Origin of the sequence: Marinobacterium litorale DSM 23545 (genome assembly GCF_000428985.1) — a bacterium.
Taxonomy (GTDB): Bacteria; Pseudomonadota; Gammaproteobacteria; order Pseudomonadales; family Balneatricaceae; genus Marinobacterium_D; species Marinobacterium_D litorale.
Map to the genome: position 1 here is coordinate 21,859 of NZ_AUAZ01000002.1, position 16,356 is coordinate 38,214.

A 16,356-nucleotide genomic window follows, 5' to 3' on the forward strand; every position below is an offset into this window, starting at 1 on the left:
GAGGATTAATGACCACTTTTCTGGAAAGTTGGCAACAGGCGGCACAGACCAGTGCCGGTTTTTTTTGGAGTGCGCTCTGGGCCTTTGTGCTGGGTTATCTGATCAGTAGCCTGATTCAGGTGCTGGTGACAGAGCATCGGATGCAAAAGGCGATGGGACAAACCGGCCCTCGCAGCGTCGCGTTGGGTACCTTCTTCGGTTTTATCTCCAGCTCCTGTAGTTTTGCGGCACTCTCTACAACCCGGGCACTCTTCCAAAAGGGGGCGGGCCTGGTACCCGCAATGGCTTTTCTTCTGGCCTCAACCAACCTTGTTATAGAACTGGGGATCGTGATTGCGATCTTTCTCAGCTGGCAATTTGTGGTGGGTGAGTATTTAGGCGGCATCCTGCTGATTCTGTTTGCCTGGCTGTTTATCCGTTTGACCAAGCCCGAGCGACTGATTAAACAAGCGCGTGATAAGGCGGGCAGTGACGATGATGAAGAAGAGGGTGGCTCGCAAAGCTGGCAGGAGAAAGTGACATCCGCTGAGGGGTGGCAACAGATCGGCCAGACCTATGTCATGGAGTGGCAGATGGTATGGCGGGATGTGTTGGTCGGCTTTACCGTTGCCGGGGTTATATCCGCCTTTGTGCCGGATGCGTTTTTCGAAGCGCTGTTTATCGGGTCGGGATCGGGTGGTCAGGCCAGTTTCTGGGAAGTGCTGATGCAGACTGTCATCGGCCCCGTCGCTGCATTTTTCACCTTTATCGGCTCCATGGGTAACATTCCCCTGGCGGCGCTCCTGTATGACCATGGGGTGAGCTTTGCCGGTGTCATGGCGTTTATTTTTTCTGACCTGGTGGTCCTGCCGGTACTGCGTATCAATGCCGCCTACTACGGTTGGAAAATGGCCCTCTATATCCTGTTGATGCTGCTGGCCGGGCTGGTTTGTGTATCCCTGTTGATGCACTACGGTTTTGCTCTGGCCGGTGTGCTGCCTGATGCGTCACTGAGTCAGTCGATCATGGAGCGGGATCTGTTCAAGCTCGATTACGGGTTCTGGCTGAACCTGATCTTTCTGATTGTTTCGGGGCTGCTGATTTGGTGCGCACGCAGGCAAATTCAGACTGCTGATCACGATCATCACGATCATCACGATCATCACGATCATCACGATCATTCCGGTGGTGGTGGCCATCACCATCACCACCATCACCATGGCGGAGGAAGTATAGGCGACCGGATTCTCAACACGCTGGTGGTTGTCGCCGTCGTCTGGCTGATTGGCGGACTGATTGTTCCCGTTCTGATTTAAACCAACGCGGGCATAAAAAGGGCCGGATCAACCGGCCCTTGAGTCTCTTTTTCAGAGCGTTACATCTTTCCGGTGGAGAAAAAGTAAGTCTCGCCGGAGCTGTCATCGACACCGTCGTTATCGGTGACCGCGTAACCGATTCCATTGGCATCGACGGTAAACCCTTCAATCTTGTCTACCACATAGCCGTTGGCGGCTTTCAGGTCAGGAATAAAATCACGTACCTGTTGCTTGCGAACGGTAGGCAGCTTTCCGCCCAGGGGCGCGGGCTTGAGCTCGCTGATCGCAACCTTGTACAGGCGCTTGATTTTCGCAGCTTCACCGATCTGGTTGTCACGCTCGATGATGTAAACCGAATCGCCATAAGCACTGATCTCGGAGAGGCCAACCCAACCAGTGTCCGGCTTCTCGGTGGGGTAGTGGACCGCGCCCCATTCGCCCGAGTTCAGGTCATAGCTGACCAGCTTGACGCTCTGCGCCGGATCATCTTTCCATTCGCGCTGGATGGCGATCCACAGGCGGTTGCCAATCAGGGTAATACCTTCGGCACCAAAACGCTTTTCGTGCTTGAGCAGCTCCGCCGGGAAATCAATGGTACGATCGATCTCGCCGTTGGTATCGACGTGATAGATGGCATGTGGAATTTCGCGGTCCGTGCGGCCCTCTGAAGCCAGCCAGAAGCCGCCCTTCGGATCCACTGCGATGCCTTCCAGATCGAGCTTTTCAGCGGGCTGGCCGTTGCGGGTTACACGCAGCGCCTTAGTGATGCGCGCAGGCTGCGTGCTGGCATCGACGCTGAAGATGGTCGGCTGCATTTTGTAGAAGCTGTCGTTGACCGCGTAAAGCTGTGACGGTTTGGTGGGATCCGCCGCCAGGCCAGACAGTGCGCCCCAACCGATCGGCAAGCCGTCCTGATCACGGCCGGATACGATCTGCGGATAGTTAGGCGCTTCGTCGCCCAGGCGATACACCATCACATGGGCGCGTACGCCGCCGTCCTCGATCAGGTCTTTTTCGTTAGCGGTGACCAGCAGGTTGCGTGAGGGAATAACGATTGCCGATTCGGGCGCGATACCGGAGGGCAGCATCTGTACAAATTCAGGCTCACCACCGGTATCACGGTATACACCGATGACCGAACCACGCTCGGACATGACGAAGATATAGGTCTCACCATTGAAACGAGCGACTTCCAGGCCTTCCGGCTCGCTACCTTTCTTGCCCGAGCGCTTCTCCGGGTAATGACCGGTCATAACGACCTGATGTTCGAACGATGAGCCTGCTTCAAACAGCAAGCGCCCATCTTTATGGAAGATGGTGAAACCACGAGCGCCGCCCTCATAGTCGCCTTCGTTGGCGATGACGAAACGGTCGTTATCCAGCCACTTGACGGCATCCGGCTCACGCAGGCGGTCGGACTGGCTGTCTGTAAAGAGCAGGGCGCCATCTTTTTTAGTATCGATCTGAGTCAGGTCCACGGTGCCCGCAGGGAAATCGTTGATCACGCGATTATTTTCAACATCGATGATCACCAGATGGTTGTTCTCCTGCAGGGTGACAACCAGCTCGTTGGCCTCGTTAAACGCCACGAATTCAGGTTCCGGGTCGGACGGGGCTATATCCGCAAGCCCTGTCAGATCGATACGATTCTGAGCTGCGCAGTTGACCTTGCCATCCTGTGTGGGGAGCAGGACCACATAGCCAGCGGGTTGCTGGGGAATCACACCGTCGTTCAGGTCTTCATCGCGTTCGTTTTCAATGGCAACAGCCACAAAACGGCCATCCTTGGAGATGGCGACAGAATCCGGTTGCCCACCCAGTTCGCAGCGACCGGTAACGGTGCGGCTGCTCAGTGACAGGGTAGCCAGATAACCGGAAGGCTTAACGTAGCTCTCTGATGTATTGACGCCGGCAAACACTTGATCGGCAAGCGCGACGACCGAAGTGGGTTCGCCTCCCAAGTCGACAAATCCATCCGCTTGGGGGCTGTACGGGTCGGCCAGATTGATGAAGCCAACGCCGCCGCGGGGGCTGTCTGAGTAGATGATTGTCTGGCCATCATCGGAGGCGGTAATGATCTCCGCTGAGGTTTCCTGCGCCATATCGCCGCCCTGGGGCAGGTTTTTGGAAACAGGGAAGCTGGCTATACGGTCGAAGCTGGCCGCGTGAGCGCTGCCGGCGGCGATAGCAACTGCCAGTAGCGAGTGGCGAAGAAGGGACTTGTGCATCCGATGTAACTCCTTGTCTAGAATCCGGGAAAGCGGCAACGGTAAGGCAAGTAGGTGACAGACGTGTTAAGTTTTGCCTGCATTGAGTGGCTATTTAAACCGTGTAGATCAAAGCTGACGTCGCCGAGCCCGGGAAGTCACAGGCGGAGCCAAGAACGCGGGAACGCTCTGGCTGAACAGAGGTTGCTAAGTTGCATTAGCACCGGGGGAAGTCCAGAGAGCACAAAAAGGAGGCTTGGTAAGGAGCTGCAGGTGCTGCTGATGAACCGGCAGACACCTGCGCATTAAGCGGTGTTTAATCGCGTGCTTTTTTGATAGCGCCGGACAACGCGCTGACCAGATCGGCAACTGCCTGGGTGCCCTCCGCCGGTGAGGCGGCGTTTTCAATGCAGTCAGTCAGCGCAGAGCCGACCACCACGCCATCGGCGAATCGTGCGATGCGCGCGGCCTGCTCTGGTGTACGGATGCCGAAGCCAACACCGATGGGAATATCGGTGTGTGCACGGATCGCTTCCACTTCTGCCTGCACTTTCTCCGGTGTCGGTGCTGCAGCACCGGTGACCCCGGTACTGGAAACGTAGTAGAGAAAGCCCGAGGTATTTTCCAGCACCAATGGCAGACGTTTGGCATCGGTGGTGGGGGTGGCCAGGCGAATAAAGTGGATGTTGTATTCACGTGCCGGCATACACAACTCATCGTCGTGTTCCGGTGGAAGGTCCACCACGATCAGTCCATCAACGCCGGCTTCGGACGCCTGTTTAAGAAACGTCTCCACACCCATGCAGTAGATCGGGTTGTAGTAGCCCATCAGCACCAGCGGTGTATCCTGGTCCTTCTCCCGCAGCGCGCGGACCATCGCCAGGGTCTTCTGCATGTTCTGTCCGGCAGTCAGCGCGCGCAGAGACGATTTTTGAATTGAGCTGCCATCAGCCATGGGATCCGTGAACGGCATCCCCAGCTCAATGATGTCGGCCCCTGCGTCTGGCAGTGCCAGCAGGGTGTTGAGGCTGTTGTCGTAGTCAGGATCGCCAGCACTGATAAAGGTGACCAGGCCTGCGCGGTTAGCTGCTTTCAGCTCGGCAAAGCAACGTTCGATACGGCTTTGATTCATTGTCTGTTCACTCATCGATTCGCTCCTTAGTCCGCCAGCTCATCAGCCAGATGGGCTGTTACTGTCGCCATGTCTTTATCACCCCGGCCACTCAGGTTAATCACCATCAGATGGTCTTTGGGCAGGCTTGGTGCGATCTTGATCGCGTGGGCGATGGCATGAGATGACTCCAGTGCCGGAATAATGCCCTCAAGACGACAGAGCAGTTTGAACGCGTCCAGAGCTTCGTCATCCGTGATCGCTACATACTCACCGCGACCGACTTCGTGTAGCCATGCATGCTCGGGTCCGATACCGGGATAATCGAGACCGGCCGAAATGGAGTGAGCGTCCTGAATCTGACCATCTTCCGACTGCAGCAGGAAGGTCCGGTTACCGTGCAGGACGCCCGGTGTACCGCCTTTCAAGCTGGCCGCGTGCTTGCCGGTTTCGATACCATGACCGGCGGCTTCCACACCGATCAAACGAACGGAGGTGTCTTTGATAAAGGGGTGAAACAGGCCCATGGCATTGGAGCCACCGCCGATACAGGCGACCAGAGAGTCAGGCAGGCGCCCCTCTTTCTCCAGAATCTGCTCGCGGACTTCCTGACCGATAATGGACTGAAAATCCCGGACCATCTCCGGGTAGGGGTGGGGGCCTGCTACGGTACCGATGATGTAGAAGGTGCTATCCACGTTGGTGACCCAGTCGCGCAGCGCGTCGTTCATGGCATCTTTCAGCGTGCCGGTACCACTGGTTACCGGGATAACCTCGGCGCCCAGCAGTTTCATACGATGTACGTTGGGCTGCTGGCGGTCGATATCGGTACTGCCCATGTAGATTACGCAATCCATACCGAAACGAGCGGCCACGGTGGCTGTGGCTACCCCGTGCATGCCAGCGCCGGTTTCGGCGATGATGCGCTTCTTGCCCATACGTTTGGCCAGCAGGATCTGACCCAGGCAGTTGTTGATCTTGTGGGCCCCGGTATGCATCAGATCTTCCCGCTTGAGGAAGATCTTGGCGCCGCCCAATTTCTCAGTCAGGCGTTCTGCGAAGTAGAGCGGGCTCTGACGGCCTACGTAATCTTTGCGAAGGGCTTCGAGTTCGGCATGGAACGCCGGATCATCCTTCGCTCTGTTGTATTCGGCCTGGAGTTCGAGGATCAGAGGCATCAGTGTCTCTGCCACAAAACGGCCACCGAAACGGCCGAAAAAGCCGTTGATATCGGGTCCGATCTCCGGGGCTGCATTCTGTGTCGGGGTAGTCATGGTGATAACTCCGTAGCGCTGTATCTGCGTATTGGTATGCTCAGTAGGGTAGGCTAAAGCCGTGCTTGTGAAAATCGATTAATTTGCGCTAGTCTGTGAGAAAATATCACAGGTTAAAGTGCAATGAGTTCAACGCTTCCTTCTCTGAATGCGCTGCGAGCCTTTGATGAGGCAGCCAGAACGCAGAGTGTTTCACGTGCGGCAGAGCAGCTCCACGTAACGCATGGTGCGGTTAGCCGTCAGCTCCGTCAGCTTGAAGAGCAGCTGGGCGTGGTGCTGTTTCGCCGCGAGGGGCGGGGGCTGGTACTAACCGCTGAAGGCGAGCAGTTGCGTGCGACAACCTCACAGGTATTTGATCAACTGTTACAGGTTTGCTCCGATCTGAAGCGTCAGGCGGTGGATGCGCCTTTGGTACTTGGATGTTCCGGCAGCTTTCTCGCCCGATGGTTTATCCCGCGGCTGGACCGAATGCAGCAGCAGTATCCCGACCTGAATATTCACCTGACCGCCAGCGAAGATGCCCAGTGGCCACTTAAGACCGGTGTCGATGCCGCCCTCCGGTTTGCCGAGCCGCCCTGGCCGGCCGGTGCGGATGTGATCGATCTGGCCCCCGAACTGATCGGGCCGGTCATAAAACCCGGTCTGGTTGAGCTCGATCGCACAACGACGCCGGAACGGTTGCTGGAACTCCCGTTACTGCATACCGAGTCCAGAGCTCAGGCCTGGCCGCTCTGGTTCCGTGCGGTGGGGCTGGATACCCGCCGGATCCGGCGCGATAAATCCTTCGAGCATCTGAACTATATGCTGGAGGCCGCGCTGGTTGGGCTGGGGGTCGCAATTGCTCCGGCCTATCTGGTTGAGGAGGATCTGCGCACCGGTCGACTGGTGGCGCCCTGGGGATTTATCGAGACCCCGGCACGTCTGGGGCTCTGGTTGCCCGGTGGCAGTCGCAGTTCGTCGGTATCCCAACTGATCGACTGGTTGCAATCGGAGCTCAATCGCGCCTGGCCGGCGGTGTCAGAATAGGGCGCGTATCAATTTAATTGATACTGTTATAACTGCTCAACTGTTCTCGTTATGTTCATCCGTGTTGATCAAGCGTATAGAATGGCTGACCTTAAACACCGCCGACAGGTAGTCCTTGCTGGCCTACCCTCTCTCCCGCTCGCTTAATGGACGCTAATCAATGGGCCTCTGGATACCTTTCACGATTTTTGCTGCATTTATGCAGTCCTGGCGGAATGCCTTCCAGAACAAATTAAGCAAGGATGTGAACACGGCCGGGGTCACATTAGCCCGCTTTCTCTGGGCGAGCCCGCTTGCAGCCTGTTACCTCGGTGTTCTCTATGCGGTTAAGCCGGTGGAGATCCCGCGGTTTGACGGTACGTTTGTGTTCACGGTGCTGGCCGCGTCTATTTCGCAGATAATCGCGACGGCTTTAATGGTGATGTTGTTCCGGCTGCGAAACTACGCCATTGGGGTGGGGCTGGCGAAAAGTGAGGCTGTGATCGCGGCGATACTCGGAGCGTTTTTCTTCAGTGCGCCACTGACCTGGCTGGCCTGGGCAGGGGTATTTATTGGCGCGCTGGCGGTCTGGTTGATGGGCAACACCGGGCCTATCCGCGAGTTACCCCTTAAAACCGTGCTGACGGGCCTGGGGAGTGGGCTTGCGTTTGCACTCACAACTTTGTGGGTCCGAGAAGCTTCGCTGATGCTGGAGTTAACTTTCCCCCACAGTGCGGCCTGGGTACTGCTCTGGGTAATCTCGACACAGACCCTTATTTTGCTGGGGTGGCTGCTGGTTCGGGACAGAGCTACGCTGCGAGTGCTATGGCGGCGCCCGAAGCTGGTTGTGGCCACCAGCGTATTCAGCTGTCTGGGGTCGTTGGGCTGGTTCACTGCCATGAGCCTGGAGACCGTCGCCCTGGTCAAAACCCTAGGCCAGATCGAGGTGTTGTTTACGCTGGCTATCTCTGCACGCTGGTTCCGCGAAAAACTCGGGGTGAGAGATATCTCCGGGTTGGCGCTGATCGTCGTTGGGGCGATCTGCGTTATTGTCGCCTAGACAGGTTTGGCCGTGAGTCGCCGGTTTCGCGACGATCGGTTGCGGGCATCGCTCCGTCACGACAGCTTTCCAATAGCTTTTGAGCCAGGGCGTCATCGTTTAGGGCGCGGGCAATGGCGACGCCTCCTACCATCAGTGCGACCCGTTGCAGGGCACTGTTGAGTCCCGTTTCATCCTGCTCGTCTTCGCGGCGGACCAAATTAACTAGGCCGCGAAAGACACGCGTCCAAGTGTCTCTGACCTGGTCATCCCGCTGTGCTATGTCGCTGACCAGAAAAGCCAGTGGGCAGTGCAGTTGCTCACCTTCCAAATGTTCTTTGCTCAGGTAACGCGCGATCAGCTGATCCCGGGAACAAGGGTCTTGGGGGCGCTTTCCTCCAGCCGCCGAGGCCGCCTCAAGGATTGCTTCTGCGTAGAGCTCATTCTTGGCTTTGAAGTGAGCATAGAAGGCACCTCGTGTCATTCCGGCTTCCTGCATGACCTGATCGATGCTGACTTTCTCGTAGCCGTGCAGGGCGAAAAGCTGAGCGGCGGTACGTAATATCCGCTGGCGGCTGCGCGCCTTGTGCTGAGGGTCCCACGCCATTATCGATGTCCCCATTTAACGTGAATAGAAATATGTTCTTGAACATATTTTGGTGTCTGTAAGGATAGCCAGAGGTGAAACGGAAAGACAGGGGGATACAATGGAACAACCACATATTTTTGGCCCGACATTCAGTACCTTCGTGCGCTCGGTCATGCTCTGTTGCGAGGAGAAGGGAATCGATTACAGTGTCGGTTTGACGCTGAATGGAGAAGAGGTGCCTTTTAAAAGCGAGGGGCACTTCGGGTTGCATCCATATGGCAAGGTGCCGGTGTTGGTGCTGGGAGAGCATCGTTTGTTTGAGAGCGCGAGTATCTGCCGCTACCTGGATGAAATTTTTCCCGGTGCTGATCTACAGCCTTCAGACCCTTGGCAGCGGGCACGGGTCGATCAGCTTTGCGCCGAAGTGTCGGGCTACGTCTATCAGGCGCTCGTCGTGGGCTTGTTGCTTGAGTTCGCGTTCCCCAAAGGGGAGGGCGGGGCTGTGCGGCTGGATAAGGTCGAGCAGGCGCTGCCCGAAGCGGTTCGAATCATTGAGCGGCTTGAAGACGTTCTGGGTGGTAACGCGTTTATCGCGGGTAATAGCTATACGATCGCTGATGCGTTGCTGATCCCGATACTTGATTATCTGGTGCGCTTACCGGTTGCGGATCGGGTTCTTAGCGCTGACTCGGGGCTGCGCCGTTATATCCAGCGGATACAAAGTCGACCTGCCTCGCAGAGCGTGCTGACTCATCGCTGACTGGTAACAGGGTTGCCGGCAGCTGTATGCTCCCTCCTTTTCCGGGAATGCAAAAGCGTTTAAAGGAGTGGGATGGCTGATCTTTTACCCTGGCAATACCTCGTTATTGGGTTAACGTTTATCTGGAGCGGTTTCGTCCGCTCCGGGCTTGGATTCGGTGGTGCGGTTCTTGCGCTGCCGTTTCTTCTGCTCGTGGTCAATGAGCCACTGGTCTTTCTACCGATCATCTCCATTCATCTGTTGATCTTCTCGTCCTGGATTGCGGCCAAAGGATGGCGGCGTCAGCGTGCCCGCGGGGAGGCCGGCGGCAATATCGACTGGCATTATCTCGGTGACTCCATGAAAGTGATGATCATCCCCAAACTGGTGGGGGTGTTCGGGTTGCTGACTCTGCCAGGCGAAATCATGAGCGGCATCATTTTCATGATTGTTATCACGTACGCGGTCGGATATGTCATCAATAAACCCTTTCGCAGCAACCGGCCCTGGATGGATAAGCTGTTTCTTGCCCTGGGGGGCTATGTCAGTGGTACTTCATTGATTGGCGCGCCGTTAATTGTGGCTGTTTACGCAACGCATGTGGCGAAACACCAATTACGGGACACTCTGTTCGTACTTTGGTTTGTGTTGGTTGCCATCAAAATGACCTCGTTTCTGGTCGCCGGTGTCGATCTGCAGCTGGTTCACCAACTGTGGTTGCTGCCATGTGCGCTGCTCGGTCATCTGATTGGCGAGCGATTTCATCAATATATCCTCACCCGGGAGACGCCGCTGTTCTTCCGAATACTGGGGGCTGTCTTGATATTCGTAAGCCTGATCGGACTCGGTCGTCAGCTGGCGCCACTGATTACTTAAGCTCTTCGCGCAGGTATTTCGCAATACTTCGTGCCTGCTGCTGGCTCAGGTTTGTAAAATTAGGCATGTCGGCCATCTGTGCCTTGCCGTGTCGGATAAGCGTAATCAGCTCCTTCTCGGACAGTGACGTGTATCGGTTGGCGGGGATGCCCTCGAGAAAGGAGCCGCCGCCATCACGGTGGTGACAGTCAGCACAGTAGGTGTTGTAGAGGGTCTTGCCATCGAGTGTATTGGGGTCCGCTTTCTTTTCCTGGCAGCCAGCCAGAATAAGGAGCGTTACAGGCAGTGTCAGGGCGAAGTAGAACCGTTTCATTGGAATCCCGCCGTTTTTTGATTTCTTTTAATTATAGATTAGCTCAAATTCACATGACAGTTGTGACTTTTTTGTATTATCCGCAAAAATTAGATGATCTAACTCGAGTATAGTGTGTGAATTTACAGGTACGGAGTTGAACGATTTCGAAATGAAACGTCGCCTTTTGCAACTAATGTCTGCTATATCGCTGCTTCTTCTGTTAACCGGTATGGTCACCCCGCTAATGACCTTGACGCGGCTTTGGGTGTTTGATGAGCAGATGTCGATTTTTTCCGGGATTGCCGCACTATGGGAACAGCAGCAGTTTGGATTGGCCGCGCTGATCGCGATATTCAGTATCGCGTTACCACTGGCCAAGTTAATGCTGCTGTTTTATCTGCTTGAAACACGCAAACGCGGTCCGGGATTAGCCCGGTTACTGGGTTGGGTTCACAGCTATGGTCGTTGGGCGATGCTGGATGTCATGGTCGTAGCGATGCTGATCGTGACCGTTAAATTGGGTGTGATCGTCAGTATCGACGTGCACTACGGCTTGTATCTGTTTGCAGCCGGCGTGTTATTAACCATGTTTCTGACCTCAATGACCGTACATTATCTGGAGCGTCAGTTGGAAGGTCGTGTCTGAGTTTAAGCCGGTCGGTTAAAGGGCTGAACATCACTGAGATGCCATTTTTTAGGGAAGATATGTTAATATTCAATTTTGAGTTTTCCCTATTGGGTAGTGCTATATGTTTAGGCGCAAATGAATAGCGTCTAACGAAAAATGACGACTCACTGCAATCCGGCTTCCCCGATGCCTTTCTTGCATCACCGACGGCTTCTCTGGATCATATGCACACTTTCTCTGGAGACACCTGTGAATCCAACTCCTATTGATGCCTATCGTCAGGCGTTACAGCGCGGGTTTGTTGAAGACCTGGCTCAGCTTAAGGCGATAGAGCAGCTTCAAGTCTGCTATGAGGCGCTCTCAGCGGGTCGTTCCGGAATTCCGGGCCTTTACCTTTGGGGGCCGGTTGGCCGGGGTAAGACTTGGATGATGAACCGCTTTCAGGAAAGCCTTTCAGTGCCGGTCCGGCGTCAGCACTTTCATCACTTTATGCGCTGGGTCCATAAGCGTTTGTTTGAACTTACCGGGCAGAGGGAGCCGTTGGGCCAGGTGGCGGACGAGCTGGCGGCTGAGCTTCGGGTATTGTGTCTGGATGAGCTGTTTATCAATGATATCGGTGACGCGATGATCCTCGGTCGCCTGTTCCAGGTCTTGTTTGATCGGGGCATTGTTCTGGTTTTGACCTCCAACTCACCACCCGATGAACTCTATGCCGGGGGCCATCATCGTGATCGGCTGTTACCCGCTATCGAGGCCATAAAGGCAAACATGAAGGTGATCGATATCAGCGGTCCGGTTGATCATCGCTTGCACCCCGGAGAACATCAGCAGCGCTATTGGGTTCGGCCGGAATCGGCTGAGGGCCGGATGGCTGAGGTTTTTGACGGTATCAATGGGAGCGAGCCGTTCAGTGATGAGCCTTTGCGGGTTGGCAGCCGCTCATTGACCCTGAAACGACGCTCTAAAATGCTGCTCTGGTGCACTTATGATCAGCTGTGTGAGGCACCATTGTGGGCGAACGATTACATTGAGCTGTGTGATCGGTTCGACGCGATCCTGGTGAGTGATGTGCCCTGTATGAACGATGATGAAGCGCCGGTTCCTGACATTGCGCGTGGCACCGAAGATGCGCCCCGGCAGGTGGAGACCGGCGATCGGAAAATGCCGCAGCGCTCCCGTCGCGATAACGGTGTGCGGCGTTTTATTGCACTGGTTGATGAATGTTACGACCGTGGCGTTCCGCTTTACATTGAGGCCGCTGTCGAACTCGACGCATTATATCCGCAGGATGGGTACCTCGCGTTTTCGTTTCAGCGCACCTACAGCCGTCTGAAGGAGATGCAACTGCGCCGGTTCGGTTAGTCGGTTTCGGGCAAAGTGGTCGCCAGTGCGGCCCCGCCGAGGCAGAGTGCCGAGAGCAGCAAAATAATCTCGCTAATACTCAATACGGCGCTTAATGCACCGGTCAGGCCCATCAGGAGCAGGATGATGCCAATGACGGTATTGCTCACCGAAACGTAGTCGGTTCGCTTATTACCCTCGGCCAAGTCGATGACATAGGTTTTTCGGCCGATCCTGACGCCCTGATGAGCGACACTCAAAACGAAGTAGAACAGAGGTAGTACCCAGGATAGGGTCAGCCAGCTTTCACTGAGAGAGGCGATCGCGTAGATCGCAAAACCGAGCAGTGCGGTCAGCGTTGCTGATACGATCAGTACGCGGCGGCTGGATACGTCGGCGAACTGGCCCCAAAAGGGCCCCGAGAGCAGGCTTGCCAGGCCGCTGGCAAGTATGAAAAGGCCCAGTAGATAAGCGGGAGACCCGAGGTTCTGTTGTGCCAGGACTACATAGTAGGGAGCTGTCAGCGCGGAGCAGAGCATCAAAGCGCGAGCGATCACGAAGCGCCGAAAGGGTTTGTCGGTACGCAGAATGTCGAGACGTTTGATCGCCCCCAGAAATCCGTTGGCACCGCCTGCGGTTTCACCCGGGAACTCGCGAACCCGGGCGTAGATCAGTGCTGCGACGATCCAGAGTAACCCAGCACCTGCCAGCAGGATACCGTAATGGGCCGGACGCAAGGACTCGGCGTTATTGAGTAGCAGGAGCGCGCCCAGTGACAGTGTAATCAACCCGGCCGCGCTGGATGACCAGCCCGACAGTCGTCCGCGCTGCTTCTTGGGAATGGTTTTACCGATGACATCTTTGGATGCCACCGAGCACAGCCCGCGCGACAGTGAAAACAGAGTCAGCAGGGCGATGATCGACCAGCCGGCGGCAGCACCGTCCATTAACCAGGCGACCGCTGCGATCCCAAATATCGAGACGGCCTGCATCAGGCTGCCCATTACCCAGGTCCATTTGCGGATCGGCAACCCTCGGATATAACTCGCGATAATCAGTTGCGGCATCATTGAGCCGGATTCCCGAATCGGAACCAGCAGGCCCATCAGGTAGAGAGGCGCTGCCACGCTCTCCATAACCCAGGGCAGAACGATCTTGGGGTTAGAGACGGCATCGCCAAGTTGCGTCAGGAACTGACTGATGATGGTCAGAAAGAAATTCCCCGGAACTTCGCGGCATGCGTTGTCATCAATCGCCTTGCAGGCGCGGGCGTCTTCTTCGTTGATCAGCTTCTGATACAGGTTGTCGGTCAGCGTCGTCCGTTTGCTCATTCTCAATCCTGCTCGCTAAATATTTGAAAATAAATGAAATGAGAGTCATTTTAAAGGGACGGAATGTAAACAGGCAGTGGAGTGCTCGCCAATGACCTCAGTTAACACCCTTCACCTTGTGGCGAACAGCGGCTCCGGCCAGGGGCGTGCGCGTGAGGTTGTGGCTTTGGTCAGGCAGCGCTGTCGGGAGCAGGGTATTGTGTTGTGTGAGTACATTGCTCAGCGCCCGCGAGGTCTGCCCAGGCAGATTGCTCGCGCGCATCGGCAAGCGCTACTGGATGGTGGGCGCGTTCTGGCTGTTGGCGGTGATGGGACGCTGCGTTCGGTGGCCCAGAAACTGGCAGGTACGCAGATTCCCATGGCGGTGGTCCCCACCGGGACATTCAACTTTTTTGCCCGCAACCTGAACATACCCGAACCGCTGGAGCCTGCTATTGAGCTGGCGATATCCGGGCAGGCTTCGCCGGTCGATCTGGGGTGCGTTAATCAACGGGTTTTCCTGATCAACGCAAGCTTTGGTTTATATGCACGGCTGATCCGCGCCCGCGAGCAGCATACACGCCTTTTCGGTCGTCATCGGCTTGTCGCGATCGCTTCGACACTGCTGACGTTACTGAGGAGGTATCGTGCCATGGCGCTGACACTTAATGATCATCGGCAGCAGCGGGAAGTTAAGAGCCCGATGGTGTTTGTGGGGATCAACTCGCTACAGCTTCGGGGGATTGATCTGGATGTGGCGGACTGCATCCATGAGCGCAAGTTGGCCGTCGTGGTGATGAAACCGGTTACGCAGTGGGCACTGTTCAGGCTCAGCCTGCGCGGGCTGCTACGACGACTGCGGGATGAGGAAAGCCTGGAGCGTTTCTGCGCCGAAGATCTTCGCATCAGGCTCGATCGGCGCAGTACCTCGGTGGTGCTTGATGGTGAACGGATGCGTCTTCGTGGTCCGCTAAAGTTCTCGATCCTTCCCAATGCGCTGCAGGTTATTCAGCCTGACGGGGTGGCCTAATGCGTATTGTTCAGTTGTCCGATCCTCACTTTGGTACTGAGCGGGCTGATGTTTTGGAGCTGTTGCTGGTCAGTGTTGAAACCTTGGCGCCGGAGTTAATTGTACTGTCCGGTGACGTGACTCAGCGCGCCACGGAAGAGCAGTTCTGGCGCGCTGCGCATTTTATGGCGCGGTTACCCAAAGTTCCGAAGCTGGTTGTGCCCGGGAATCATGATATTCCCCTGTTTAACCTCTGGCGTCGTCTAGTGCGGCCTTATGAGCGCTTTGAACGTATGCTGGGCTGTGGTCTGGAGCCGACCATCACTTTGGGGAGTGTGCAGCTTGTCGGTTTTAATTCGGCGCCCCGTTGGCGACACAGGCATGGTCAGCTGAGTCGGAGTCGTTTAACCGAGCGTCTTGCCGTTCTTCCGCCAAGCCCGGGGCTTCGGGTCGCTGTTTTCCACCATCCGCTGGATTGCCGTCGTCATCAGGATCGGGAAAATGTGCTTAAGGGGGCGCAGCAGATCCTCCCGGTGTTGGCAGACAAGCAGGTGGATTTAGTACTCAGCGGCCATATTCATGATCCGATGACTCGAACCAGTGAGCACCTTTATCCAGCGCTGTCGCCGCGGGTGATCATCGGTCTTGCCGGAACCTGTGTCTCTGAGCGGACCCGCCTCGGCGCTCCTAACTCCTTTCAGTACCTGGAACTCGATGCCGATCAGCAGACGATTCTGGCGGAACGCTGGGATCTGGATAGCGCTTCGGCCCTGTTTCAGCCGGTTCAGGCTAAAAGCTTTTCGAAAGACGCCTCGGGATGGCGGGAGGACGGAAGTGTCCGGCCTTATCGGTCTTACAGACATTATCACAGGGGATCTGGATCCTGACTGTTCTGCACAAACAGCAGAAGGACCCGCAGTGTCTGTAGCAGTTGAGTCTGCTCCGCAACAGTGGATGAACCGAGCTTCAGGTGCCTGGCTTGATCTCTCAGGCGCGGATATCGATGTTCTGTCCAAGCGAGCTGGCAGGGTCCACCGGCCGTGGTGCGGCGCTCTCGATTAACGCAAGTGCCTGTTCGCCCATCGCTTCGGTTTGATCTTTGACCATGGAGTGAACCTTGGTCGCATGTTCGGTTTGAGTCTGCATCTGGCTCATGGCCGTGCTCAGGCCTGCAATATCCATCGGTATTGGCTCCTTTGCAAATCCAATCTCTATATGGCTATGTCGCCAGCATACGACATAACGGCTGTTTTTGTCTGTATGCGTGGATGCAAATTATTCATCCAGTCTAAGTTGCAGGCATAAAAAAAGAGCGGCGAGCCGCTCTTTCTTCGGTTGCTGAAGCCTTAGGGCTTACAGAGCAACGATGTTCTCAGCCTGAGGACCTTTCTGGCCCTGAGTAACTGTGAATTCAACGCGCTGACCTTCGGCCAGAGTCTTGAAACCAGAACCCTGAATAGCGCTGAAGTGTGCGAAAACGTCCGGGCCGTTTTCCTGAGCGATGAAGCCGAAGCCTTTAGTTTCGTTGAACCATTTAACAGTGCCGGTAGTGGTGGACATAATAATTATTCCGTATTGGTATAGAGTTTTGCCTTCCGGTCATCCGGTCGGCGGGTCGTGCTTGGAAGTGGTGCCAAT

17 protein-coding genes are annotated in these 16,356 nt (G+C 55.8%); 9 read left to right on the forward strand and 8 right to left on the reverse strand.

Features of this window, described 5'->3' with window-relative positions:
- Positions 1-8: 8 nt before the first annotated feature.
- On the forward strand, positions 9-1,295 hold the full coding sequence (locus G403_RS0101640; protein WP_027852445.1) for a permease: 1,287 nt from the start codon (positions 9-11) through the stop codon (positions 1,293-1,295).
- A 59-nt stretch (positions 1,296-1,354) separates the two neighbouring features.
- On the opposite strand, the gene G403_RS0101645 is transcribed toward G403_RS0101640, so the two are convergent.
- From G403_RS0101645 to trpB, 3 genes are all read right to left on the reverse strand, one after another.
- A complete protein-coding gene (locus G403_RS0101645) occupies positions 1,355-3,523 on the reverse strand; it encodes an esterase-like activity of phytase family protein (RefSeq protein ID WP_027852446.1) in 2,169 nt (722 codons plus the stop codon).
- A 295-nt stretch (positions 3,524-3,818) separates the two neighbouring features.
- Entirely contained in the window at positions 3,819-4,649 is an 831-nt protein-coding gene (gene trpA / locus G403_RS0101650) for a tryptophan synthase subunit alpha (protein WP_245578178.1), read from the reverse strand.
- Between the two features lie 11 nt (positions 4,650-4,660).
- The gene (gene trpB / locus G403_RS0101655) at positions 4,661-5,887 is read right to left on the reverse strand and encodes a tryptophan synthase subunit beta (protein WP_051298384.1); all 1,227 of its coding nucleotides are present in this window, start codon (positions 5,885-5,887) and stop codon (positions 4,661-4,663) included.
- 123 nt (positions 5,888-6,010) lie between these two features.
- Between trpB and G403_RS0101660 the strand changes: the two genes are divergently transcribed.
- Both G403_RS0101660 and G403_RS0101665 read left to right on the forward strand, forming a co-directional pair.
- A complete protein-coding gene (locus G403_RS0101660) occupies positions 6,011-6,913 on the forward strand; it encodes a LysR family transcriptional regulator (protein WP_027852449.1) in 903 nt (300 codons plus the stop codon).
- Positions 6,914-7,073: 160 nt separating this feature from the next.
- Positions 7,074-7,952 carry an EamA family transporter gene (locus tag G403_RS0101665; protein ID WP_027852450.1) on the forward strand — a complete coding sequence of 293 codons (879 nt, stop codon included), beginning with the start codon at positions 7,074-7,076 and terminating at the stop codon, positions 7,950-7,952.
- Here the strand turns inward: G403_RS0101665 and G403_RS0101670 are convergent.
- Complete coding sequence (locus tag G403_RS0101670; protein ID WP_027852451.1) at positions 7,939-8,538, reverse strand: TetR/AcrR family transcriptional regulator; 600 nt, start codon at positions 8,536-8,538, stop codon at positions 7,939-7,941. The genes G403_RS0101665 and G403_RS0101670 overlap by 14 nt on opposite strands.
- 100 nt (positions 8,539-8,638) lie before the next feature.
- On the opposite strand from G403_RS0101670, the gene G403_RS0101675 reads away from it, so the two are divergent.
- On the forward strand, positions 8,639-9,280 hold the full coding sequence (locus tag G403_RS0101675; RefSeq protein WP_027852452.1) for a glutathione S-transferase family protein: 642 nt from the start codon (positions 8,639-8,641) through the stop codon (positions 9,278-9,280).
- 72 nt (positions 9,281-9,352) lie between these two features.
- Positions 9,353-10,135: a TSUP family transporter gene (locus G403_RS0101680; protein ID WP_027852453.1), complete on the forward strand. Its 783-nt coding sequence runs from the start codon at positions 9,353-9,355 to the stop codon at positions 10,133-10,135.
- Here G403_RS0101680 and G403_RS0101685 read toward each other — a convergent pair.
- Positions 10,128-10,448, reverse strand: coding sequence for a c-type cytochrome (locus tag G403_RS0101685; RefSeq protein WP_027852454.1), 321 nt, complete (start codon positions 10,446-10,448; stop codon positions 10,128-10,130). The genes G403_RS0101680 and G403_RS0101685 overlap by 8 nt on opposite strands.
- Before the next feature lie 151 nt (positions 10,449-10,599).
- Here G403_RS0101685 and G403_RS0101690 point away from each other — a divergent pair, with 151 nt between their 5' ends.
- Both G403_RS0101690 and zapE read left to right on the forward strand, forming a co-directional pair.
- On the forward strand, positions 10,600-11,076 hold the full coding sequence (locus G403_RS0101690) for a paraquat-inducible protein A (protein WP_036232204.1): 477 nt from the start codon (positions 10,600-10,602) through the stop codon (positions 11,074-11,076).
- Positions 11,077-11,307: 231 nt separating this feature from the next.
- Complete coding sequence (gene zapE / locus G403_RS0101695) at positions 11,308-12,420, forward strand: cell division protein ZapE (protein ID WP_036232207.1); 1,113 nt, start codon at positions 11,308-11,310, stop codon at positions 12,418-12,420.
- Here the strand turns inward: zapE and G403_RS0101700 are convergent.
- Positions 12,417-13,730 (reverse strand): MFS transporter, encoded by a 1,314-nt coding sequence (locus tag G403_RS0101700; RefSeq protein WP_027852457.1) that lies wholly within the window; start codon positions 13,728-13,730, stop codon positions 12,417-12,419. The two genes, zapE and G403_RS0101700, sit on opposite strands and share 4 nt — an antisense overlap.
- Before the next feature lie 91 nt (positions 13,731-13,821).
- Here G403_RS0101700 and G403_RS21805 point away from each other — a divergent pair, with 91 nt between their 5' ends.
- Together G403_RS21805 and G403_RS21810 are read left to right on the forward strand one after the other, a co-directional pair.
- Positions 13,822-14,739 carry a diacylglycerol/lipid kinase family protein gene (locus tag G403_RS21805; protein WP_051298386.1) on the forward strand — a complete coding sequence of 306 codons (918 nt, stop codon included), beginning with the start codon at positions 13,822-13,824 and terminating at the stop codon, positions 14,737-14,739.
- Positions 14,739-15,605, forward strand: coding sequence for a metallophosphoesterase family protein (locus tag G403_RS21810; RefSeq protein WP_051298388.1), 867 nt, complete (start codon positions 14,739-14,741; stop codon positions 15,603-15,605). Before G403_RS21805 ends, G403_RS21810 begins: the two co-directional genes overlap by 1 nt.
- A gap of 100 nt (positions 15,606-15,705) precedes the next feature.
- Here G403_RS21810 and G403_RS0101715 read toward each other — a convergent pair whose 3' ends face one another.
- Together G403_RS0101715 and cspE are read right to left on the reverse strand one after the other, a co-directional pair.
- Positions 15,706-15,900, reverse strand: coding sequence for a YjfB family protein (locus tag G403_RS0101715; RefSeq protein ID WP_027852458.1), 195 nt, complete (start codon positions 15,898-15,900; stop codon positions 15,706-15,708).
- A gap of 171 nt (positions 15,901-16,071) precedes the next feature.
- Positions 16,072-16,278 (reverse strand): transcription antiterminator/RNA stability regulator CspE, encoded by a 207-nt coding sequence (cspE, locus tag G403_RS0101720; protein ID WP_027852459.1) that lies wholly within the window; start codon positions 16,276-16,278, stop codon positions 16,072-16,074.
- Positions 16,279-16,356: the final 78 nt, after the last annotated feature.

What these genes read in the sequence shown, in the direction of transcription:
- G403_RS0101685 (WP_027852454.1), bottom strand. Translation starts at nt 10,448, where the DNA reads ATGAAACGGTTCTACTTCGCCCTGACACTGCCTGTAACGCTCCTTATT.
- G403_RS0101665 (WP_027852450.1), top strand. Translation starts at nt 7,074, where the DNA reads ATGGGCCTCTGGATACCTTTCACGATTTTTGCTGCATTTATGCAGTCC.
- G403_RS21810 (WP_051298388.1), top strand. Translation starts at nt 14,739, where the DNA reads ATGCGTATTGTTCAGTTGTCCGATCCTCACTTTGGTACTGAGCGGGCT.
- trpB (WP_051298384.1), bottom strand. Translation starts at nt 5,887, where the DNA reads ATGACTACCCCGACACAGAATGCAGCCCCGGAGATCGGACCCGATATC.
- G403_RS0101670 (WP_027852451.1), bottom strand. Translation starts at nt 8,538, where the DNA reads ATGGCGTGGGACCCTCAGCACAAGGCGCGCAGCCGCCAGCGGATATTA.
- G403_RS0101640 (WP_027852445.1), top strand. Translation starts at nt 9, where the DNA reads ATGACCACTTTTCTGGAAAGTTGGCAACAGGCGGCACAGACCAGTGCC.
- G403_RS0101660 (WP_027852449.1), top strand. Translation starts at nt 6,011, where the DNA reads ATGAGTTCAACGCTTCCTTCTCTGAATGCGCTGCGAGCCTTTGATGAG.
- G403_RS0101680 (WP_027852453.1), top strand. Translation starts at nt 9,353, where the DNA reads ATGGCTGATCTTTTACCCTGGCAATACCTCGTTATTGGGTTAACGTTT.
- trpA (WP_245578178.1), bottom strand. Translation starts at nt 4,649, where the DNA reads ATGAGTGAACAGACAATGAATCAAAGCCGTATCGAACGTTGCTTTGCC.
- G403_RS0101715 (WP_027852458.1), bottom strand. Translation starts at nt 15,900, where the DNA reads ATGGATATTGCAGGCCTGAGCACGGCCATGAGCCAGATGCAGACTCAA.
- cspE (WP_027852459.1), bottom strand. Translation starts at nt 16,278, where the DNA reads ATGTCCACCACTACCGGCACTGTTAAATGGTTCAACGAAACTAAAGGC.
- G403_RS0101645 (WP_027852446.1), bottom strand. Translation starts at nt 3,523, where the DNA reads ATGCACAAGTCCCTTCTTCGCCACTCGCTACTGGCAGTTGCTATCGCC.
- G403_RS21805 (WP_051298386.1), top strand. Translation starts at nt 13,822, where the DNA reads ATGACCTCAGTTAACACCCTTCACCTTGTGGCGAACAGCGGCTCCGGC.
- G403_RS0101675 (WP_027852452.1), top strand. Translation starts at nt 8,639, where the DNA reads ATGGAACAACCACATATTTTTGGCCCGACATTCAGTACCTTCGTGCGC.
- G403_RS0101700 (WP_027852457.1), bottom strand. Translation starts at nt 13,730, where the DNA reads ATGAGCAAACGGACGACGCTGACCGACAACCTGTATCAGAAGCTGATC.
- G403_RS0101690 (WP_036232204.1), top strand. Translation starts at nt 10,600, where the DNA reads ATGAAACGTCGCCTTTTGCAACTAATGTCTGCTATATCGCTGCTTCTT.